We start from the raw sequence: 20069 nt of genomic DNA on the forward strand, positions 1-20069 counted from the left end.
AACATCCTGGCATGGCTAACTAGTGGCATTGCTCGATGGTTCTAAAGTGCCATGTTTACACAAGCTGTCATACACAACGCTTTGGTGTAGGGTCTTGATCGAGTTCAAGGCGCCACTTGGGCTGTTTGCTGTTTTTGATCTGGAGAAAGTTGATGAAGATTTCCCTGTTGGGTGCCGGTGTTGTATTGGGCGTTGCGCTAAGTGGTGCGGTGATGGCGGCTGATGCCACCGACGCGGATGCCAAGTCAGGCGCCGCCGATTCCACCGTGCTGACCCAGAGCCACGATGCCAAGGCGGCCAAGAAGCAGAAGACCGAAACCACCAAAGGCGGGCGGCCGCTGAACAGCAGCCAGGCCGCGCCGAAGACCTCGAACTAACGGGGAAACGCGGTCCCCTGTGGGAGGGGACTTGCCCCCTCCCACAAGGGTTTCCCATAGCCCTTTAGAACATCGCCCCTCAGATTTTTACCCATGCCCAGTTCCTCAACGCCCATCGATGCCTGCCAACTGCACATCCCGCACACCGAACAGGTCTGCGCGTGGCTGATGCAACACGCTGGGTTGAAAACCGTTGACCTGGAGCGCGCCCGGCGCCTGTCCCAGGAGGGCGGCGATGCCGAGTTGCTCGGCCTGCTCACACGTTTAGGGCTGGTCTCGGAAGTGGAACTGGCCCGTGCCTGGGCGGACCTGCTCGGCGCACCGCTGCTGCTGGCCGATGCGGCGCCGCCGCTGCTTGATCCGTTGCCGGTATTGACCGAACGCTTCATGCACCACTACCAGGTGGTGCCCGTGGGCTGGAGCCAGGGCGGCCTGCGGGTACTGGCGGCCAACCCGTCGCTGGTCTACCCGTTCCAGGCCATCGCCTATGCCTGCGGCGTACCCGTGTGGCTGGCCGTGGGCCCGCGCAACGAAGTCGAAACCCTGATCGAGCGCTACTACGGCCAGGGCCGTTCGGCCATGGGCACCCTGATCGAAAACCTCGACGAGCAGGGCAGTGCCCTGGAAGACATCGAACACCTCAAGGACATGGCCTCCGAAGCGCCGGTGATTCGCCTGGTCAACCTGATCCTGCAGCGCGCGGTGGAACATCGTGCCTCGGATATTCATATCGAACCCTTCGAAAACCAGCTCAAGGTGCGCTACCGCATCGACGGCGTGCTGCACGAAGCCGAAGCCCCGCCGTCCAGTTCTTCGGCGGCGGTGATTTCGCGGGTGAAGATCATGGCGCGCCTGGACATCGCCGAGCGGCGCCTGCCCCAGGACGGGCGCATCATGCTGCGCATCCAGGGCAAGGAGCTGGACTTGCGGGTGTCCACGGTGCCCACCAGTTTTGGCGAATCGGTGGTCATGCGTTTGCTCGACCGCCAGACCGTGCAATTCGATTTCCAAAGCCTGGGCTTTGATGGCCAGCGCCTGGAAACCTTCCTCGAAGTGCTCGAGCGGCCCCACGGCATCCTGCTGGTCACCGGGCCCACCGGCTCGGGCAAGACCACCACCCTGTACACCGCGTTGTCGCGACTCAATACCGCCGAGCGCAAGATCATCACCGTCGAAGACCCGGTGGAATACCAGCTTGAAGGCATCAACCAGATCCAGGTCAAGCCGGCCATCGGCCTGGACTTCGCCGGCGCGCTGCGCTCCATCGTGCGCCAGGACCCGGACGTGATCATGATCGGTGAAATCCGCGACCTGGAAACCTGCCGCATCGCCATCCAGTCGTCCCTCACCGGCCACCTGGTGCTCTCGACCCTGCACACCAACAGCGCGGCCGCGAGTATCACGCGCTTGCTCGACATGGGCGTCGAAAGCTACCTGATTGCCTCGACCGTCAACGGCATCCTCGCCCAGCGCCTGGTGCGACGCCTGGACCCAGCCACTCGCGAAGCCTTCGAAGCCCCTGCGGAATTGATCGCCGAGCACGGCCTGGATCGGTTTACCGAGCAGCGCCCGATCCTGCTCTATCGCCCCCGCGCCGATGCGCCGGGCGGTGGCTACCACGGCCGCAGTGCGATCACCGAACTGCTGGTGATGAACGACGAACTGCGCAGCCTGCTGATGCGCCAGGCCGACGCCGCCACCCTCGAACAGGCCGCCCGCCGTGGCGGCCTGCGTACCTTGCATGAAGAAGGCCTGCGCCAGGCCGTGGCGGGTGTCACCTCCCTTGAAGAAGTGCTGCGCGTCACCCGTGGAGAGGGCGCATGAGCCTGTTCAAATACCGTGCCCTCGACGGCCAGGGCCAGGCGCAAAACGGCACCCTCGAAGCCAAGGACCAGGACGCCGCCGTCGCCGCGCTGCACAAGCGTGGCTTGTTGCTGTTGCAGATCGAGGTGGCGGGCGCCCAGGGGCTGCGCAAGGCCTTCGGCCGGGGCCAGTTGAACGGCGCGGCGCTGGTCAGTTTCACGCAACAGTTGGCCACCCTATTGGGCGCCGGTCAGCCGCTGGAGCGTTCCCTGGGCATCCTGCTCAAGCAGCCCGGCCAGCCGCAGACCCGCGCGTTGATCGAGCGCATCCGCGAACAGGTCAAGGCCGGCCAGCCGTTATCCAAGGCGCTGGAGGCGGAGGGCAGCCAATTCTCGCCGCTGTACTTGAGTATGGTCCGCGCCGGTGAGGCGGGCGGCGCCCTCGAAGACACCCTGCGCCAGCTCAGCGATTACCTGGAACGCAGCCAGTTACTCCGGGGCGAAGTGATCAACGCGTTGATCTACCCGGCCTTTCTGGTGGTCGGCGTGCTCGGTTCGCTGGCCTTGCTGCTGGCCTACGTGGTGCCGCAGTTCGTGCCGATCTTCAAGGACCTGGGCGTGCCGATTCCGCTGATCACCGAGGTGATCCTGGGCCTTGGCCAATTCCTCGGGGCCTACGGCCTGGTGGTGCTGGCCGGGTTGATTGTCGGCGCATGGGCCCTGGCCGCACGTCTACGCGACCCCCAGCGCCGCGAACGCTATGACCGCCGCGTGCTGGGCATCCGCATCATCGGCCCGCTGCTGCAACGGGTCGAAGCCGCCCGCTTGGCCCGCACCCTCGGCACGCTGCTCAGCAACGGTGTGGCGCTGCTGCAAGCGCTGGTGATTGCCCGCCAGGTCTGCACCAACCGCGCCCTGCAAGCCCAGGTCGCCCAGGCCGCCGAGTCGGTCAAAGGCGGCGGCACCCTGGCCAGCGCTTTCGGCAGCGAGCCGCTGTTGCCCGATCTGGCGTTGCAAATGATTGAAGTCGGCGAACAGGCCGGCGAACTCGACAGCATGCTGCTCAAGGTCGCCGAGGTGTTCGACGTCGAAGCCAAACGCGGCATCGACCGCCTGCTCGCCGCGCTGGTGCCGTCCCTGACCGTGGTCATGGCGGTGCTGGTGGCGGTGATCATGCTGGCGATCATGCTGCCGCTGATGAGCCTGACCAGCAATATATGAACCCTTAAGGAAACACGCTGATGCGCCATACCCGATTCAAGCCCGCCCGCCGCCAGGGCGGTTTTACCTTGCTGGAAATGCTCGCGGTGATCGTGCTGCTGGGCATCGTCGCGACCATCGTGGTCCGCCAGGTCGGCGGCAACGTGGACAAGGGCAAGTACGGCGCGGGCAAGGCCCAACTGGCCAGCTTGAGCATGAAGATCGAAAGCTACGGCCTGGACGTTGGCTCGCCGCCCAAGACCCTGCAGCAACTGGTCGACAAGCCGGGCAACAGCGCCGGTTGGGCCGGGCCGTACGCCAAGCCGTCAGACCTCAAGGACCCGTTCGGCCATGCCTTCGGCTACCGCTTCCCGGGTGAGCACGGTGCGTTCGACCTGATTTTCTACGGCCAGGACGGCCAGCCCGGCGGCGAAGGCTACAGCGCCGACCTGGGCAACTGGGAATAACCCACGACCATGGCCAACGCCCAACGCGGCTTTACCCTGCTGGAAATGCTGGTGGTGATCGTCTTGATCAGCATCGCGGCCGGTTTGGTCGGGTTTGGCCTGCAACAAGGCCTGCGCGCCGCCAAAGAACGCCAGGCCGTCGGGCAGGTGGTCGAGGCATTGCGCAGCACGCGGGCGCGGGCGATTGTCAGCGGCACCACCGAAAGCACCGTGTTCGATTTGCGCAACCTCAGCGTGCAGGCGCCGGGCCGTCCGAAAAAGTATTGGCCGGCCGGGCTGCAAGTGACCCTGCACACCGCCGAGCAAGCCGGCGTGGCAGTGGATTTCTATCCCGATGGCAGTTCCACGGGGGGCCATGTGTTGCTGGCCAACGGCAGTCGGCGTTGGCGCATCGACATCGGCTGGCTGACCGGCAGCGTGCAGTCCAAGGCGCTGCCATGAAGCGCCAGGCGGGTTTTACCTTGCTGGAAATGCTTGCCGCGCTGACGCTGATGGCGATCTGTAGCACGGTGCTGCTGGTCGCCTTCGGCCAGAGCGCGCGCTCGTTGTTGCAGGTGTCCCACAGCGACCGCCTGACGCATGCGGCCTTGAGTGTGATGGATCAGGAAGGCACCGGGCCTTTGGCCAGCGGCATACGCCAGGGCGAGTTGGACGGTATCGCCTGGCAACTGCGCATCGCCCAACAGCCCAGCCGCGTTGGCCAGGCGCATCTGTTTCGCCTGGATCTCACCGTCAGCGAAGGCCCGCGCCGTGCCAGTTTCAGCACCTTGAAACTGCGCGCTGTCGGCCTCGGGGCTGGCTTGTGAAGGCGCGTCAGCAGGGCTTCACCTTGCTTGAGATCATGATCGTTCTCAGCCTGCTCGGGGTGTTGCTGACCCTGGTCGGCGGCGCCTTGCTGGGCGCCAATCGCGCCGTGCTCAAGGCCCAGCGCTACACGGTCAGCCTGGATGAAATGCGCGCCGCGCAACAGTTTTTACGCACCGCCATCAGCGAGGCGTTGCCGTTGGATGTGACCGAGGACGACAGCCAGACCGATGGCTTTTTTGCCGGTGGCCCCCAGCGCATGCAATTTGTCGCGACCTTGCCGGGTGTGCTCGGTGGCGGGATTCAGCGCTTCACCTTGCAGTGGGTGGGGCCTGAATCGCAGCGCGACTTGCAGGTGGCGTTCGCACGGTTTGAGTCCGCGGCGCAAGTCAGCGTCCCGGCCTCGCGCAGTGAGCCGCAAGTGTTGTTGAAGGATGTCGAGGATCTGCAATTCAGCTATCGCGGCGTGTCGCCCAAGGGCCAGGCCACCGGCTGGATCAGTACGTGGCCGTGGACCAAGCGCCTGCCATACGCGGTGCGGATTGACGCGCGGGTGAATGGGCCGGTGCCATGGGTGACCCAGGTGGTTGCCTTGCGCCTGAACCTGTCCGGCGGGGCGCCCGAATGATCAAGCATCAACGCGGTGTGGCCCTGCTGCTGGTGCTGTGGGTGCTGGCCTTGCTCAGCCTGTTGTTGGGCGGCCTGGCCGGCTGGGTGCAATTGGAAACGCGCCAGGCCGCCTGGCACCGTCAACACACCCAGGCGGTGCTGGCCGCCGAGGCCGGGGTGGCGCTGGCGATGCAGGCCGTCGCGGACCCGTTGCAGCGCAAGCAGTGGATTGCCGACGGGCGTGAAATCGCGCTGGTGTTCGACGATGCGCAGCTGCGCGTCAGCCTGCACAGCGAGCGCGGCAAGTTGTATTTGAACAGCGCCGAAGTGGGCGATTTCGCCCGCCTGGCCCTGGCCTGCGGTGCGACCCAGGCCCAGGCCAAGCAGCTTGCCAGGGCCTTGGAAGTACGCCGCAACCAGGGCCTGGCGCCGTTTCGGGTGGTGGAAGAAGTGCGCCAGCTGCCGGGCATGACCCAGGCGCTGTACAGCGAACTGGTGCCCGAGATCAGCCTGTGGAGTGGCCTGGACCGGCCTGATCCGGCATTCGCCAGTGCCGTGATGCGCCGCGCGCTGAACCTGCCGCACCCGAGTGCGGTGGGTGCCGATCCCGGCGACGTGCTGGTGGTCAGCAGTCGCGCACAACGCCCCGGCGGTTACCACGCCCAGGTGCAAGCCACCGTGTTATTGAGCCCCGCGCAAGGCAGCGCACAACCTTATCGAGTCCTACGTTGGCAAGAATGAACGAACAGCTAACCGCGCGGCTTCAGGCGCTGGCACAGCCCATCACCCAGCGCTGGCGCGGCAGCCTGCTGCAACTGGGCTGGCGCCTGTGGCTCAAGGAGCTGCGTGGCTGCCTGCCGGCGTGGTTGTCGTTCGCCGATATCCCCGAGCGTGTCTACGCCTGGCCGTTGACCGCGGCGGTCGAAAAGCGCCCTGGCGAAGCGCGTCAGGTGCTGGTGCTGCCGCCGGAAACAGTGCTGGTGCAAACCCTGCAATTGCCTCCGGCGGCGGCGCGCAACCTGTCGACGGTGGTCGGCTATGAACTGGACCGCTTCACGCCGTTCGACGCCGCCCAGTTGTACTTTGTCGCGCGCCAGGAACGCCGCACCCCCAGCCACCTGCATGTCACGCTGGTAGCGATCCTGCGTGAGCGCCTCGACCAGATCCTCATCGACTGCACCGCCCTCGGCTTGCAACCCCATGCCGTGGATGTCGCCGATAGCGCAGGCAACCCCATGGGCATCGACTTGCTGCCGGCGCCATTGCGCCCGCGCCAGCGCCCCCAGGGCAAGGGCCTGCAACGCAGCCTGCCGTGGTTGTGCGGCGCCTTGGTGATTGCGGCGATGCTGTTGTGGCTCAACGACCGCCAGCGCGTGCTCGATGCCATGCAGCACAGTGTGCGCGAGCAGAGAGCCCAGGTCGCCGAGATCCAGGCCCTGCGCCAGCAACTGCTCAATACCCGTGGCGCCGCCCAGTACCTGATTCGCCGCAAGGCCGCTCAACCGCCGCTGGCGGCGCTGCTCAACGAACTGACCGCGTGCCTGCCGTCGGACACCTGGCTCGACCAGTTGGAAGTCAACGACGGCGCCGATGTGTCCTTCTCCGGGCAAAGCGCCAAGGCCAGTGCGCTGATCACCCGGATCAAGGCCTGCCACAGCCTGGAAAACGCCCAGTTCGAAGGGGTGATCCAACCCGATGCGCAAACCGGCAAGGATCAGTTTTCCTTGCGCGCCCACCTGCACCAGGAGGCCGCCGATGCGCCGACCACTGACACCCCGTGAACGCCGTGGCGCGGCCCTGATCGCCCTGGCCCTGGTGCTCGGCGCCGGCTACTGGCTGTTGATCGACAGCTGGTTCGCCGGCCCCCTGCGCAGCATGGGCGAGCAGGCCGAGCAATTGCGTGAACAGCAGCAACGCTACGCCGGTGTGTTGCGCCAGGGCGACAGCCTGCGCCAACAGCTGGAGCAAGCGCGGCAGGACCCGGCCAGCAGCACCAGCCTGTTGCCCGGCGACGACCCCAGTGCGGTGGCGGCGGACCTGATGCAGCGCATCGCCGACCTGATCAACAGCCGCGCCGGCCTCGGTGGCGGTTGCAGCCTGACCCAGCGCATGCCCATCACCCCGGAGCAGGACGACGCCGAGCCCTATCGCCAGGTCAAGGTCAGCCTGACCCTCAACTGCGCCATCGAGCCGTTGACCGCGATCCTGCATGAACTGGAGTACCAGCGGCCATTTCTGTTTGTCGACGAGATGAGCATCCGCCGCCCGCCGAACGCGCCGGCCAGCGGCGGCGCCGGACAATTGGTGGTGCACCTGTTGGTGCGCGGTTACCTGCAACCGGCCGCCGCCCGGCAGGTGCAGCGATGATCAATGCATTGCGTCCCCTGGAATGGCTGTTGCTCGGCGTGGCCGGGCTGCTGGGCCTGCTGATGGTCGGCATCCTCAGCAGCATCGGCGATGCGCCGCAGTGGTTGCCGGCGCCGGCCCCCGACGCGCGCGCCAATACCGCCGCCAAGGTACTGGTGGCACCCAGCGCGACCCTCGAAAGCCTGGCCGGCACCTGGCAAGCACCGCTGTTCAGCCCCGACCGCAGCCCTGACCGTGCGGTGGGCCAGGCGGCCGTCTCCAGCCTGTCGAGCCTGGTGCTGACCGGTATCGTCCTCGACGGCGACCTGCGCGTGGCGCTGCTCAAACGTGCCGATGGCCCACCCCTCAAGGTCCACCAGGGCCAGACCCTGCCCAATGGCTGGCGCCTGGAACACCTCACGCCCCGCGATGCGCGCTTTGTACTCGACGGTCGCACGCAAACCCTGAGCCTGCGTGCCCTGCGTTTGCCGCCGCCGTCCACCACCGCCCCGATTACCCTTCCTCACGAGTCCACCCCTTGATCGATACCTTCCCTGGCGCCTTGCGCACCACCGTGTTCTGCCTGGCCACCGCCGTTTCCCTCGGTGGCTGCGGCACATTCCCTGAGCATCTCGACCCGGACGAGGCCCTGTTGCATGAGGCGATGCAGGGCACCGGTTCGCAGCGCCCGCCCGTGGACCCGGCCAGCGAACAGGCCGCGGTCGACAGCGGCCAACCCCAGGCGAAAACCCCGCCCCAGCGCCAGTTGATACGTGGCAACCAGCAGTTCGTGCGCCAACCGGCCGCGGTCTCGGCCACCAAGGAGGAGGGCAGCGGCGACATCGTCTTCAACTTCGCTGACCAGCCGATCGAAGCCGTGATCAACAGCGTGATGGGCGACCTGCTGCACGAGAACTACAGCATCGCCCAGGGTGTGAAGGGCAATGTCAGCTTTTCCACCTCCAAGCCGGTGAACAAGCAGCAGGCCTTGTCGATTCTGGAGACCCTGCTGTCGTGGACCGACAACGCCATGATCAAGCAGGGCAACCGCTATGTGATCCTGCCGGCCAACCAGGCGGTGGCGGGCAAGCTGGTGCCGGAGATGCGCGTGTCGCAACCCTCCAGCGGCCTGTCGGCACGCCTGTTTCCGCTGCGCTATATCTCGGCTACCGAGATGCAGAAACTGCTCAAGCCGTTCGCTCGCGAGAACGCCTTCCTGCTGGTGGACCCGGCGCGCAATGTGCTGAGCCTGGCCGGCACTCCCGAGGAACTGGCCAACTACCAGGACACCATCGACACCTTCGACGTGGATTGGCTCAAGGGCATGTCGGTGGGCGTGTTCGGCCTGCAACGCGCGTCGGTGGCCGAGCTGATGCCCGAGCTGCAAAAAATGTTCGGCCCCGACAGCGGCATGCCCCTGGCGGGCATGGTGCGCTTTTTGCCCATCGAGCGGACCAACTCGGTGGTGGCGATCTCATCGCAGCCGCAGTACCTCAGCGAAGTCGGCGACTGGATTCACACCATCGACGAGGGCGGCGGCAACGAGCCGCAGATGTATGTCTACGACGTGCGCAACATGAAGGCCACCGACCTGGCCAAGTACCTGCGGCAGATCTACGGCACGGGCGCGATCAAGGACGACACGCCGGCCAAGGTCGCCCCCGGTTTGCGCACCGCGACCTTGTCCTCGGCGGGCACCAACAGCACCTCCGGCAGCACGCCGGGTGGCCTGAGCAACAACCTCAATAGCAACCAGCCGCCTGCGGAGGATGACGAGCAGGCACCCGAAGCCGAGCAGGACAGCGCCGAGCAGGGCGCGAGCGAAGACGCCCCGGCCAAAAGCCTCGACGCCGGCACCCGCATCACCGCGCAAAAAAGCAGTAACCAACTGCTGGTGCGCACGCGCCCGGTGCAGTGGAAAGAGATCGAATCGGCGATCAAGCGCCTCGACAACCCTCCGCTGCAAGTGCAGATCGAAACGCGCATCCTCGAGGTCAAGCTCACGGGTGAGCTGGACCTTGGTGTGCAGTGGTACCTCGGTCGCCTGGCGGGCAATTCCACCAGCACCACCGTGGGCAACGCCGCCGGCAGCCAAGGCGCCTTGGGCGGCGGCGGGGCAGGGTTGGGGGCGACGGATTCGTTGTTCTATTCCTTCGTCAGCTCCAACCTGCAAGTGGCCCTGCACGCCCTCGAAACCAACGGCCGCACCCAGGTGCTGTCAGCGCCGTCGCTGGTGGTGATGAACAACCAGCCGGCGCAGATCCAGGTGGGCGACAACATCCCGATCAGCCAGACCACGGTCAACACCGGCACCTCCGACACCACGTTGAGCAGTGTTGAATATGTGCAGACTGGGGTGATCCTCGACGTCGTGCCACGGATTAATCCGGGTGGTTTGGTGTACATGGATATTCAGCAGCAGGTCAGCGATGCCCAGGACCAGCAGGCGTCCAGCAACGACACCCAGGCCAACCCGCGTATCTCCACGCGCTCGGTATCGACCCAGGTCGCGGTGCAGAGTGGGCAAACGGTGTTGCTGGGCGGTTTGATCAAGCAGGACAACGCAGAGAGCGTCAGTGCGGTGCCTTACCTTGGGAAGATTCCGGGGTTGCGCTGGTTGTTTGGCAATACCAGCAAGTCCAAGGACCGCACGGAGTTGATTGTGCTGATTACGCCCAGGGTGATTACCAGCAGCAGCCAGGCGCGGCAGGTGACGGATGATTATCGCCAGCAGATGCAGTTGTTGAAGCCGGCTAACTGAAATGTGGGAGGGGGCTTGCCGTAATGCCAGTCAGTTAAGGCTTTTTGTAGGAGCGAGCTTGCTCGCGAAAAACTCACAGGCGCCACGTTCATTCAGGAGGCACGCGTTATCGTTGACGTTTTTCGCGAGCAAGCTCGCTCCTACAGGAGGCGATGTACGCGAGCCCCCTCCCACAGTTTGATATCCCGATATCAGATAGATCTGGGCCTGAGATAAAGACCAACCTCAAAAAGACATTATTTATATGAATAAAAAAACTAAAAAATAATAAAATTAGAGAATATTAGCTTATACCAAAACAGCATTATATTTTCAAAACCCATTCCGTTATGTTTGATCGCAACAGCCTACCCCTGACCTCGGATGGTACCCAGCGTGATTCAGATTCTGCGCGCCATAACCGGGTGATAGCCCCGCGGCAGAATCGTTGGAAGGGAGCTCAACGTATGTTGCCGATTCAACCCCCTCGACTGCCCCACACCTAGTCACCAATCGCCGCAATACCCCTGAAAAAACGAGCACCGCGCCCGCCCGCGTGACTGCCCGACTTCGCGATTTGGAATGTCTGGAGTGGCTATGAAGCAAGTCTTACAACCGACCGTCTTACTGGCGCTGGCCGTGCTGGCCGCAGCGGCACAGGCCCAGGACGACAGCACCCTGTCCACCGTGGTGGTCACCGGTAACCGTGGCGCCGAGCAGCGCACGGTCACCAGCAGCCCGGTGCCGATCGATGTGGTCAGCGCCAAGCAATTGCAGAACACCGGCAAGCCCGGCTTGATGGAAGCGCTGAGCGCGGTGATCCCGTCGCTGACCCTGCCGGAAAAAACCGGCTGGGACGCCAGCGGCATGGCCCGTGCCCCGAACCTGCGTGGCCTGAGCGCCGCCGAGGTGCTGGTGCTGGTCAACGGCAAGCGCCGCCACACCAGCGCGACCCTGAACATCAACGGGATCAACACCGGCGCCGCGCCGGCAGACCTGGACCTGATCCCCATCAGCGCCATCGACCATGTGGAAGTGCTGCGCGATGGCGCCGCCGCCCAGTACGGCTCCGATGCAATCGCCGGGGTGATCAACGTGATCCTCAAGGCTGATACCAGCGGCACCTCGGTGACCAACGCCGGCCTGGGTTACGACGGCAAGAAACAGACCGTGCAGCAAAGCCTCAACAAGGGGTTTGAAATCGGCAACGGCGGCATCGTGCAACTGGCCCTGGACGCGCGCAGCCAGAATGATGACAACAAGGCCAGCGCCAACGGCTACACCTATGAGCAAGCCTATGGCCTGGCCGGCAAGTCGACCTACGGCGGCTACGGCACGCCCAAGACCAACCTGCTGACCCTGGGCTACAACGCCGAGCTGCCGATCGATGACCGCTTGAGCCTGTACTCCTTCACGACCTATTCGCGGCGCAAGGCCGAGCAGGGCCAGAACTTCCGCCTGCCGACCATCACCAACACCATCACCACCGGACCCAATGGCTACCCGTCCGGCTACACGCCGACCTGGTACATCGACGAGGACGACTTCCAGGCCGCATTCGGTGGCAAAGGTAGCGTGGGCGCGTGGGACTGGGATTTGTCCACCACCTATGGGCGCAACGAGGCGGAGCAGGGCACCACCCATAACCAGAACCCCTCCTTAGGCGAGGCCACGCCGAACAGCTTCACCTCCGGCACGTGGATTTCCACCGAGCTGACCACCAACCTCGACTTCAAGCGCGGCTTCGATATCGGCCTGCAAAAGCCGCTGGACCTGTCCTATGGCTTTGAGCATCGGCGTGACACCTATGAGGTGCAGGCCGGAGACTACGCGTCCTACGCCAATGGCGGCTACTGCGTGGCGCCGGGCAACTGCGCCTCGTCCGGGGCCCAGGTCACCAACGGCATTTCACCGGACGAAGAAAGCAGCGCCTCGCGCAACAGCCTGGCCAGTTACGTTGACGTGGGCTTCAACCCGCTGCCCGACTGGTATATCGGCACCGCCTTTCGCTACGAGCATTACAACGAAGGCGTGGGCGCCACCCGCAGCGGCAAGTTGACCACGCGTTATGACTTCACCCCACAATTTGCCGTGCGCGCCACGGTCAGCAATGGCTTTCGCGCACCGTCCCTGGCCAACAGCTTGTTCAGTGCGCGCTCGACCACCTATGGCGTGGTCGACGGCGTGTACCAGTCGATCAACTACGGTGTCCTGCCAGTCGGTTCGGCCGCCGCCAAGGCCCTGGGCGCAGAGGACTTGAAGCCCGAGCGCTCCACCAACTTCAGCCTCGGCTTTACCCTGACCCCCACCGATCGCCTGAGCTTCACCGCCGACGCCTACGTGATCAACCTGCGCGATCGCATCACCCTCACCGGCACCTTGCTCGGCCCGGAAGTCACCCAGGTATTGCAGAACAACGGCATCAACTCCACCTCCGGCGGCCAGTACTTCATCAACGGCGCCGATACCCGCACCAAGGGCCTGGACCTGGTCAGCAGCTACAACCAGGACCTTGGCCCATACGGCTCGCTGAAGTGGACGGCGGCGTTCAACTGGAACCAGACCAAGATCCTCAACTACAAGGAGTCCACCAACATCCTGGGCACCTCCTATGAGCTGATGGATCGCCAGGCGCGCAACCTGATCACTGGGGTACAGCCCAACACCAAGTTGATCCTCGGCGGCGACTGGAGCATCGATCGCTTCAACCTCAACCTGGCCCTGACCCGCTACGGCACCTACAAGGAAGTCAACTCATCGGCCAACCGCGACCTGGACCGCGTCTACAGCGCCAAGTGGATCACTGACCTGGACCTTGGCTACCACCTCACCAAGGACCTGAACATCGCCGTCGGCGCCAAGAACCTGTTCGACCTCTATCCGAAGAAACAAGGCGTGCCCAGCAGCACCATGCTTGCCAGCTACGGCACCTATTCGCCCTACGGTTTTACCGGCGGGTATTACTACACCCGCTTGACCTATGCCTTCTAAGGCCGAGGAGTCACACATGCCCATCGTCGCCAAATCCTATGACCTGATTGACTCGCCCAGCACGGTGCGCCAGGCCCGTGTGTCCACACCGATCAAAGCCCTGCAGGTGGTGCCCGCGCGCCATCCCTGGCGCTGGGCCGGGTCGATCTTTGCCGCGCTGGTGCTGCTCGCCATCGTGCATTCCCTGGCCACCAACCCGCGCTGGGAGTGGGGCGTGTTCGGCCAGTGGTTCTTCTCGCCGTCGGTGCTGCGCGGCCTTGGCCAGACGCTGTTGCTGACGCTGCTGAGCACGCTGTTCAGCGTCATCCTCGGCACCGCGCTGGCGTTGGCACGGCTCTCGGGCTCGCCACTGCTGGCGGCCCTGGCCTGGGGCTATATCTGGTTTTTTCGCTCGATGCCGGCGCTGCTGGTGTTGATCATCCTCTACAACTTCGCCTACCTGTACGACCACATCGTGCTCGGCGTACCGTTCACCGGCGTGGTGTTCGCCGAGTGGTCGACGGTCGACGTGCTCAGCCAATTCACCGTGGCCGTGCTGGGCTTGAGCCTGATGCAGGCGGCGTACGCGGCGGAGATCATCCGCGGTGGCCTGATCGGTGTAGATGCCGGCCAGCATGAAGCGGCAGCGGCCCTCGGTTTGCCTGCGTCGCGGCGTATCTTCCGGATCATCCTGCCCCAGGCGCTGCGTTCGATCCTGCCGTCGGGGTTCAACGAAATCATCGGCCTGGTCAAAGGCACCTCCATCGTCTACGTGCTGGCTTTGCCGGAGCTGTTCTACACCGTGCAGGTCATCTACAACCGCACCCAGGCGGTGATCCCGCTGCTGATCGTCGCCACCGTCTGGTACCTGATCATCACCACCGTGCTCACCAGCGCGCAGTACTACGTCGAGCGGTATTTCGCCCGTGGCACTGCGCGTGTACTGCCGCCGACCCCGCTGCAGCGCATCCGTCGCTGGCTCAAGGAGAAATCCCATGAGTGACGCCCGCGCCGGCCGTATCCAGATCCAGGGCGTGGGCAAGCGCTTTGGCAATCAACAGGTGTTGAAAGACATCGACCTGACCATCGATCCAGGCAAGGTCACGGTGATTCTCGGGCCATCCGGCTCGGGCAAGTCCACCTTGCTGCGCACCATCAACCACCTGGAAAAGATCGACAGCGGGCACATCACCATCGACGGTGAATACGTCGGCTATCGACGCAAGGGCGACCTGCTTTACGAACTCAAGGAACGCGAGATTCTCAAGCGCCGCATCGACGTGGGTTTCGTGTTCCAGAACTTCAACCTGTTCCCGCACTTGACCGCCTGGGAGAACGTCGCCGAGGCGCCGCTGGCGCACAAGCGCTGGAGCAAGGCCGACGCCCAGGCCAAGGCCACGGCGCTGCTGGCCAAGGTCGGCCTGGCGGACAAGGTCGATGCCTACCCCCGCCAGCTTTCCGGCGGCCAGCAACAGCGCGTGGCGATTGCCCGTGCGCTGGCGCTGGACCCCAAGGTGCTGCTGTTCGATGAGCCCACTTCAGCCCTCGACCCGGAACTGGTGGGCGAAGTACTCGACGTGATCAAGGGCCTCACCCGATTGGGCGTGACCCTGGTGATCGTCACCCACGAAATCGGCTTTGCCCGCGAAGTGGCCGACCACGTGGTGTTCCTCTGCGACGGCGAGTTGATCGAAGAGGGCCCGCCCGAACAGATTTTCCGCCAACCCCGACATCCCCGCGCCAAAGCCTTTCTCGGCAAGGTGCTTTAGTTCAAGGAGTGACTGCCCATGTTTATCGATACCGCCCGCGTGGCCCTGCTGGCACTGGCCGTCAGCACCGCGCAACACGCATTTGCCGTGCAACAGGTCGACCTCAGCCCCGACCGCCCGCGCATCCATGCGCCGCGCAACGAAGCGGCCATCGCGCAGATCCCGCCGGGCTTCAAGTTCGCCCAGCCGGGCAAGTTCACCGTGGCCGTGTCCGGTGTGGCCGGGCCGCCCCTGGCGCTGTTGGCCAGCGATGACAAGACCACCATCGGCAGCGAAGCCGACACCGCGCAACTGGTGGCCGACAGCCTCGGCCTGCAACTCAATGTGGTGCAGACCAGTTGGGAAGACTGGCCCCTGGGCGTCAGCTCGGGCAAGTACGACGCGGTGATCAGCAACGTCACTGTGACCGAGGCGCGCAAGAAGCGCTTTGACTTCGCCACGTATCGCCAGGATGTGCTCGGGTTTTATGTGAAGAGCATCAGCAAGATCAGCGAGATCAAACAGGCGGCCGATATCGCCGGGCTGAAGATCATCGTGGGTTCCGGCACCAACCAGGAAAAGGTCCTGCTGGCCTGGAACGAGGCCAATGAAAAGGCTGGCCTCAAGCCCGCGCTGTTGCAGTACTTCGACGACCAGGCCGCCGCGCAACTGGCGGTGCAATCCGGGCGCAGCGATGCGTTGTTCGGGCCTAACTCGGTGTACGCCTATTCGGCTGCGATCACCGGCGGCATCAAGCGCGTCGGCACGGTGAACGGTGGCTGGCCGTTGCAGGCGGACATTGCCGTGACCACCCGCAAGGACAACGGCCTGGTCAAGCCAATCCACACGGCCCTGGAAGGCGCGATTGCCGGCGGCCAATACGAACAGGTGCTGCAACGCTGGGGCCTGGACGTGGAGCGGGTCGACAAGTCGCTGATCAACCCACCGGGCCTGCCGGATTAAGGAGTATCGACCATGGGACTGACACGACGTGAAGCCTTATCCAGCATCGCTGCGGTAGGCGGCGAAAAGGCCGTGAAGGATGCACTGGCGGTATTGGGCCTGGGGCCGTCGTCGCATCGACGGCCGCAGCCGCTGAAACTCAAGGACGGCCTGGGGCAGGGCACCCGCGTGCTGGTGCTCGGTGCGGGGATTGCCGGGCTGGTCACCGCCTTGGAACTGACCCGCGCCGGCTTCGCCGTGCAGGTGCTGGAAGCCCGCGACCGCGTAGGCGGGCGCACTTGGACCCTGCGCCATGGCGACCGTGTGGATTACAAGGATGGCCGTACACAGACCGCAGCGTTTGACCCGGGGCATTACTTCAATGCCGGGCCTGCGCGTATTCCCAGCCAGCACCGCACGATCCTCGACTATTGCAGTGAACTGGGCGTGCAGCTGGAAGTGCTGGTCAACAGCAGCCATGGCGCCCAGGTACGGCCGGATGTGAACCAGCCGGCGTTTACGGTTGGCCAGGCGATCAACGATGCGCGCGGGCACTTGTCCGGGTTGCTGGCCAAAGCGGTGCAGCGCGATGCGCTTGACGATGTGCTGAGCGCCGAGGAACGCACGCGCTTGCTGGCATTCCTGCAGGTGTATGGCGACCTGTCCCAGGAGCTGGCCTTTGAGGGCACGATCCGTTCGGGGCACCTGGAATCCCCCGCCCACCCTGGCGCCTTGCCTGCCAGCCGCCGCCCGTTGGCGCTGGACCAACTGCTGCACCCCGAGCTGTGGGGCGCCTTGCTGCACACCGAGTTCCCGGAGTTCTCGGCGACCATGTTCCAGCCGGTGGGCGGCATGGACCGCATCACCGATGCCTTCTACCAGCGCGTCAGCGATCACGTGCAGTTGGGCGCCCAGGTCCGCCAGATCCGCCAGTTGGACGACGGTGTCGCGGTCACCTATCACGACCAGCGCAGCGGCCGCGAACAGGTGGTGCGCGCCGATTACCTGGTCTCGACGCTACCGCTGCCGCTGGTGGCCAGGCTCGACACCGACTTCAGCGACCCGATCAAAGCCGCGCTGCTCAGCACCCGCAGCGACCAGGCGACGAAAGTGGCGTGGCAATCGCCGCGCTTCTGGGAAACCGACTACCGCACCTACGGCGGCCTGTCCTGGATCGAACACCCGGCGCGCCTGCTCTGGTACCCCAGCAACGACCTCAACACCCGTGAGGGCTTGTTGGTGGCGGGCTATGTGACCGGGGAGGGCGCCGATGTGTTTGGCGCGCAACCGTTCGACCAGCAGTACGCCACCTCCAAGGAGGCTGTGGAGTTGTTGCATCCTGGGTATTCCAGGTACCTGCGCCACCCACTGGCGGTGTCCTGGGAACAGATCCCTTTCAGCGAAGGCCCGTGGCTGCAGCGTGAGCACTTCCCGGCCGCTGCCAGCGCCTTGCTCGAAGCAGGCCACGGCCGCGTGTACTTCGCCGGCGACGGCCTGGTGCAAAGCGGCGTGGGCATCTGGCAGGAATCGGCGGCCAACTCGGCGCGGCATGTGGTGGCGCAACTGGCTGAGCGCGTTACCCGACAAACCCACCTTGCGGCAGTGGCCGCCTCCTGAGGAACCCCACCATGAGCGACAGCATTCAACGCACCAGCGTCGGCGATTTCCCGATCTCGCAGACCGTCACCGTACCCGCGTCCGCCAGCCTGGTTTTCGTCAGCGGCACCTTGCCGGACCTGGCTGATCCGAACGCCCCGGCCGGCACGCCAGCGGCCTATGGCAGTACCGAAGTACAGACCGTGTCGGTGTTCAACAAGATACGCAAGATCCTGCGCCAGCAAGACCTGGACCTGGGCGATATCGTGCAACTGCGCGTGTTCCTGGTGGGCGCCGCAGAAACCGGCGGCAAGCTGGATTTCGCCGGGTTGCAGCGTGGGTACACGCAGTTCTTCGGTACCCCTGAACAGCCGAATAAACCTGCACGCACCGCGTTGCAAGTCGTCGCGCTGCCCTTGCCCGGAGCGCTGGTCGAAGTCGAAGCCATCGCTGCCAGAACAGCCTGATTCGAGCGGGAAAGACGGTGGGAGGGGGCTTGCTCCCACCTTTTATCCGGTTCAGCCAGATGATCCTTATGTCCACCTTGGAGAATCCCGATGTCTACAGCACCCCGGCAACTCAAATTCGGCGCCATCCTCACCGGCGTCGGCACCGCGCAAAACGAATGGCTGCACCCGCAAATCCCTGGCAATGCCAGTGTCGATATCGACTGGTACCGTGCCCAGGCACAGCAGGCGGAAGCGGCCAAGTTCGACCTGGTGTTCATCGTCGACAGCCCCTACATCACCCCCGATTCGGCACCGCACTTCCTCAACCGCCTGGAGCCGCTGACCCTGCTCTCGGCCATTGCCGGCGCGACGTCGAAGATCGGCCTGGTCGCCACCTTGACCACGTCCTATACCGAACCTTTCAACGTCGCCCGCCAGTTCGCCTCCCTGGACCTGATCAGTGGCGGCCGCGCCGGCTGGAATGTGGTCACCACCGGCCTGGAAGGCGCGGCCGGTAACTTCGGCCGTGAGCAGCATATCGACCATACCGAGCGCTATCGTCGGGCAGCCGAGCACCTGGAGGTAGTGCAAGGCCTTTGGGATTCCTACGAGGACGACGCCTTTGTGCGCGACAAGGCGAGCAAGGTGTTCCTCGACCCGCAGCGCCAGCACCGCCTCGACCATCACGGCGAGTTCTTCTCGGTGACCGGGCCGCTGAATATCGCGCGCTCAGTCCAAGGCCAACCGGTGATTTTCCAGGCGGGCATTTCCGAATCCGGACGCAGCTTGGCGGCCAACTATGCCGAGGGCATTTTTGCTGGGGTGGGTAATTTCGAGGACGCCCAGGCCTATTACAGCGATATCAAACAACGTACCGCCGCTGCCGGGCGCAACCCCGATCACGTGACCATCCTGCCGGGTATTTCGCCGATCATTGCCGACACCGATGAGCAGGCCCAGGCCATCGACCGCGAACGCAATGGCGAGCTGGATTTGAACAAGGCACTGGTGCAGTTGGGGCGGCCGTTCAACTACCACGACTTCAGCCAGTACCCGTTGGACGAACCCTTCCCCGACCTGGGCGACCTGGGCAGCAATGGCTATCGCGGGCATGCCGAAAACATCAAGCAAGTCGCCCGCGAACAGGGCCTGACTCTGCGTGAGGCGGCGTTGCGCTTTGCCAAGCCGTTCTCCAGCTTCGTCGGCTCGCCCAAGACCGTGGCAGATGAGATCGAGCGTTGGTTTGTGGACGGGGCGGTGGATGGCTTCAACATCCATGTAGGGGCGCCGGATGACTTTGCGCGGTTTACCGACCAGGTGCTGCCGCTGCTGCGTGAGCGTGGGTTGTTTCGTCGTGAGTACAGCCACAGCACGCTGCGTGGGCACCTGGGGTTGCCGGTGCCGGTGAATCGGCATACGGCGGCAAGGAGCTAGGCGGCCTGAGGGTCATCACCACTTCCAGCCGCCCTGTTGTTTCAGGGGCGCGATAACGCCGTTGCGTTTATGTCTGATTTCCAACATCTCTCGGCGCATTTGTCGTTGGCGTTTGCTGTTCAGGCATAGAAGCCCGATCAGCAGGCTTAGTAAGGCAAGGGTAAATAGGAGGTAATGGGCCTGGGGGGTGTCGCAGACAGGGTCGATGCACTCGGGCACTGGAGGTGGTGCGGGCAAGGTCAATATCGCCAACCTGAACCTGAAAAAACCGCTGGATAAATCCAGCCCCAACCTGATGATGGCCTGCGCCAGTGGCAAGCATTACCCCGAAGCCAAATTGGTGGTGCGCAAGGCGGGCGGAGCCAGCCCGGTGGAGTACCTGGTGATCACCTTGAAGGAAGTGATGGTGGTGTCCTACGGCACCGGTGCGCAAAGTCAGGATGATGTGCTCTACGACAACATCGCCTTGAACTTCGCCACCGTCGAGGTCAGTTACCAGCCGCAGAAAGCCGACGGTACCAAGGACGGTGGGGCGGTGAAGTTTGGCTGGAATATCCGGCAGAACGTGAAAGCCTGAGCCACGGC

General features: G+C 64.3%; 19 protein-coding genes and 1 pseudogene. All 20 read left to right on the forward strand.

Translation table 11 applies throughout. The features are described from left to right. Nucleotides 1-152: 152 nt before the first annotated feature. Nucleotides 153-377, forward strand: coding sequence for a hypothetical protein (locus P2T68_RS13095; protein ID WP_041160973.1), 225 nt, complete (start codon nt 153-155; stop codon nt 375-377). Nucleotides 378-470: 93 nt separating this feature from the next. Then, nucleotides 471-2201, forward strand: coding sequence for a type II secretion system ATPase GspE (gspE, locus tag P2T68_RS13100; protein WP_024076414.1), 1731 nt, complete (start codon nt 471-473; stop codon nt 2199-2201). Further along, nucleotides 2198-3400, forward strand: a complete 1203-nt coding sequence (gspF, locus tag P2T68_RS13105; RefSeq protein WP_069076599.1) for a type II secretion system inner membrane protein GspF — start codon at nt 2198-2200, stop codon at nt 3398-3400. The genes gspE and gspF overlap by 4 nt, the downstream gene beginning before the upstream one ends. 20 nt (nt 3401-3420) lie before the next feature. Then, on the forward strand, nt 3421-3846 hold the full coding sequence (gene gspG / locus P2T68_RS13110) for a type II secretion system major pseudopilin GspG (RefSeq protein ID WP_024076412.1): 426 nt from the start codon (nt 3421-3423) through the stop codon (nt 3844-3846). Between the two features lie 9 nt (nt 3847-3855). Then, nucleotides 3856-4287: a type II secretion system protein gene (locus P2T68_RS13115; protein WP_277379447.1), complete on the forward strand. Its 432-nt coding sequence runs from the start codon at nt 3856-3858 to the stop codon at nt 4285-4287. Continuing rightward, on the forward strand, nt 4284-4652 hold the full coding sequence (locus P2T68_RS13120) for a type II secretion system protein (protein ID WP_024076410.1): 369 nt from the start codon (nt 4284-4286) through the stop codon (nt 4650-4652). The genes P2T68_RS13115 and P2T68_RS13120 overlap by 4 nt, the downstream gene beginning before the upstream one ends. Next, nucleotides 4649-5278 (forward strand): prepilin-type N-terminal cleavage/methylation domain-containing protein, encoded by a 630-nt coding sequence (locus P2T68_RS13125; RefSeq protein ID WP_024076409.1) that lies wholly within the window; start codon nt 4649-4651, stop codon nt 5276-5278. The genes P2T68_RS13120 and P2T68_RS13125 overlap by 4 nt, the downstream gene beginning before the upstream one ends. Beyond that, on the forward strand, nt 5275-6000 hold the full coding sequence (locus P2T68_RS13130; RefSeq protein ID WP_024076408.1) for a hypothetical protein: 726 nt from the start codon (nt 5275-5277) through the stop codon (nt 5998-6000). Before P2T68_RS13125 ends, P2T68_RS13130 begins: the two co-directional genes overlap by 4 nt. Then, nucleotides 5997-7040: a type II secretion system protein GspL gene (locus P2T68_RS13135; RefSeq protein WP_277379448.1), complete on the forward strand. Its 1044-nt coding sequence runs from the start codon at nt 5997-5999 to the stop codon at nt 7038-7040. Before P2T68_RS13130 ends, P2T68_RS13135 begins: the two co-directional genes overlap by 4 nt. Then, entirely contained in the window at nt 7015-7626 is a 612-nt protein-coding gene (gspM, locus tag P2T68_RS13140) for a type II secretion system protein GspM (RefSeq protein WP_024076406.1), read from the forward strand. The genes P2T68_RS13135 and gspM overlap by 26 nt, the downstream gene beginning before the upstream one ends. After that, nucleotides 7623-8147 (forward strand): general secretion pathway protein GspN, encoded by a 525-nt coding sequence (locus tag P2T68_RS13145; protein ID WP_024076405.1) that lies wholly within the window; start codon nt 7623-7625, stop codon nt 8145-8147. The genes gspM and P2T68_RS13145 overlap by 4 nt, the downstream gene beginning before the upstream one ends. Beyond that, nucleotides 8144-10366, forward strand: a complete 2223-nt coding sequence (gene gspD, locus P2T68_RS13150; RefSeq protein ID WP_277379449.1) for a type II secretion system secretin GspD — start codon at nt 8144-8146, stop codon at nt 10364-10366. Before P2T68_RS13145 ends, gspD begins: the two co-directional genes overlap by 4 nt. Nucleotides 10367-10942: 576 nt before the next feature. Continuing rightward, the gene (locus P2T68_RS13155) at nt 10943-13336 is read left to right on the forward strand and encodes a TonB-dependent receptor (RefSeq protein WP_041160972.1); all 2394 of its coding nucleotides are present in this window, start codon (nt 10943-10945) and stop codon (nt 13334-13336) included. Between the two features lie 16 nt (nt 13337-13352). Continuing rightward, nucleotides 13353-14318 carry an amino acid ABC transporter permease gene (locus P2T68_RS13160; protein WP_024076402.1) on the forward strand — a complete coding sequence of 322 codons (966 nt, stop codon included), beginning with the start codon at nt 13353-13355 and terminating at the stop codon, nt 14316-14318. Then, entirely contained in the window at nt 14311-15084 is a 774-nt protein-coding gene (locus P2T68_RS13165) for an amino acid ABC transporter ATP-binding protein (RefSeq protein WP_277379450.1), read from the forward strand. Before P2T68_RS13160 ends, P2T68_RS13165 begins: the two co-directional genes overlap by 8 nt. Before the next feature lie 18 nt (nt 15085-15102). Next, on the forward strand, nt 15103-16026 hold the full coding sequence (locus P2T68_RS13170; protein ID WP_277379451.1) for an ABC transporter substrate-binding protein: 924 nt from the start codon (nt 15103-15105) through the stop codon (nt 16024-16026). A 12-nt stretch (nt 16027-16038) separates the two neighbouring features. Then, a complete protein-coding gene (locus P2T68_RS13175) occupies nt 16039-17622 on the forward strand; it encodes an FAD-dependent oxidoreductase (protein ID WP_277379452.1) in 1584 nt (527 codons plus the stop codon). An 11-nt stretch (nt 17623-17633) separates the two neighbouring features. Then, nucleotides 17634-18068 carry a RidA family protein gene (locus P2T68_RS13180; protein ID WP_193689560.1) on the forward strand — a complete coding sequence of 145 codons (435 nt, stop codon included), beginning with the start codon at nt 17634-17636 and terminating at the stop codon, nt 18066-18068. 90 nt (nt 18069-18158) lie between these two features. Then, the gene (locus P2T68_RS13185) at nt 18159-19484 is read left to right on the forward strand and encodes an LLM class flavin-dependent oxidoreductase (protein WP_024076397.1); all 1326 of its coding nucleotides are present in this window, start codon (nt 18159-18161) and stop codon (nt 19482-19484) included. 175 nt (nt 19485-19659) lie between these two features. Beyond that, nucleotides 19660-20061: pseudogene (locus P2T68_RS13190) on the forward strand (type VI secretion system tube protein Hcp); the annotation flags it as partial. Between the last annotated feature and the right edge of the window lie 8 nt (nt 20062-20069).

Source organism: Pseudomonas sp. G11 (assembly GCF_029457515.1).
GTDB lineage: Bacteria > Pseudomonadota > Gammaproteobacteria > Pseudomonadales > Pseudomonadaceae > Aquipseudomonas > Aquipseudomonas gorinensis.

Bases quoted from the DNA above. Each gene is read 5' to 3' on its own strand.
- P2T68_RS13180 (WP_193689560.1), top strand. From the start codon at position 17,634: ATGAGCGACAGCATTCAACGCACCAGCGTCGGCGATTTCCCGATCTCG.
- P2T68_RS13165 (WP_277379450.1), top strand. From the start codon at position 14,311: ATGAGTGACGCCCGCGCCGGCCGTATCCAGATCCAGGGCGTGGGCAAG.
- P2T68_RS13115 (WP_277379447.1), top strand. From the start codon at position 3,856: ATGGCCAACGCCCAACGCGGCTTTACCCTGCTGGAAATGCTGGTGGTG.
- gspM (WP_024076406.1), top strand. From the start codon at position 7,015: ATGCGCCGACCACTGACACCCCGTGAACGCCGTGGCGCGGCCCTGATC.
- P2T68_RS13170 (WP_277379451.1), top strand. From the start codon at position 15,103: ATGTTTATCGATACCGCCCGCGTGGCCCTGCTGGCACTGGCCGTCAGC.
- P2T68_RS13135 (WP_277379448.1), top strand. From the start codon at position 5,997: ATGAACGAACAGCTAACCGCGCGGCTTCAGGCGCTGGCACAGCCCATC.
- P2T68_RS13120 (WP_024076410.1), top strand. From the start codon at position 4,284: ATGAAGCGCCAGGCGGGTTTTACCTTGCTGGAAATGCTTGCCGCGCTG.
- gspG (WP_024076412.1), top strand. From the start codon at position 3,421: ATGCGCCATACCCGATTCAAGCCCGCCCGCCGCCAGGGCGGTTTTACC.
- P2T68_RS13185 (WP_024076397.1), top strand. From the start codon at position 18,159: ATGTCTACAGCACCCCGGCAACTCAAATTCGGCGCCATCCTCACCGGC.
- gspF (WP_069076599.1), top strand. From the start codon at position 2,198: ATGAGCCTGTTCAAATACCGTGCCCTCGACGGCCAGGGCCAGGCGCAA.
- P2T68_RS13155 (WP_041160972.1), top strand. From the start codon at position 10,943: ATGAAGCAAGTCTTACAACCGACCGTCTTACTGGCGCTGGCCGTGCTG.
- P2T68_RS13160 (WP_024076402.1), top strand. From the start codon at position 13,353: ATGCCCATCGTCGCCAAATCCTATGACCTGATTGACTCGCCCAGCACG.
- P2T68_RS13095 (WP_041160973.1), top strand. From the start codon at position 153: ATGAAGATTTCCCTGTTGGGTGCCGGTGTTGTATTGGGCGTTGCGCTA.
- gspE (WP_024076414.1), top strand. From the start codon at position 471: ATGCCCAGTTCCTCAACGCCCATCGATGCCTGCCAACTGCACATCCCG.
- P2T68_RS13145 (WP_024076405.1), top strand. From the start codon at position 7,623: ATGATCAATGCATTGCGTCCCCTGGAATGGCTGTTGCTCGGCGTGGCC.
- P2T68_RS13130 (WP_024076408.1), top strand. From the start codon at position 5,275: ATGATCAAGCATCAACGCGGTGTGGCCCTGCTGCTGGTGCTGTGGGTG.
- P2T68_RS13175 (WP_277379452.1), top strand. From the start codon at position 16,039: ATGGGACTGACACGACGTGAAGCCTTATCCAGCATCGCTGCGGTAGGC.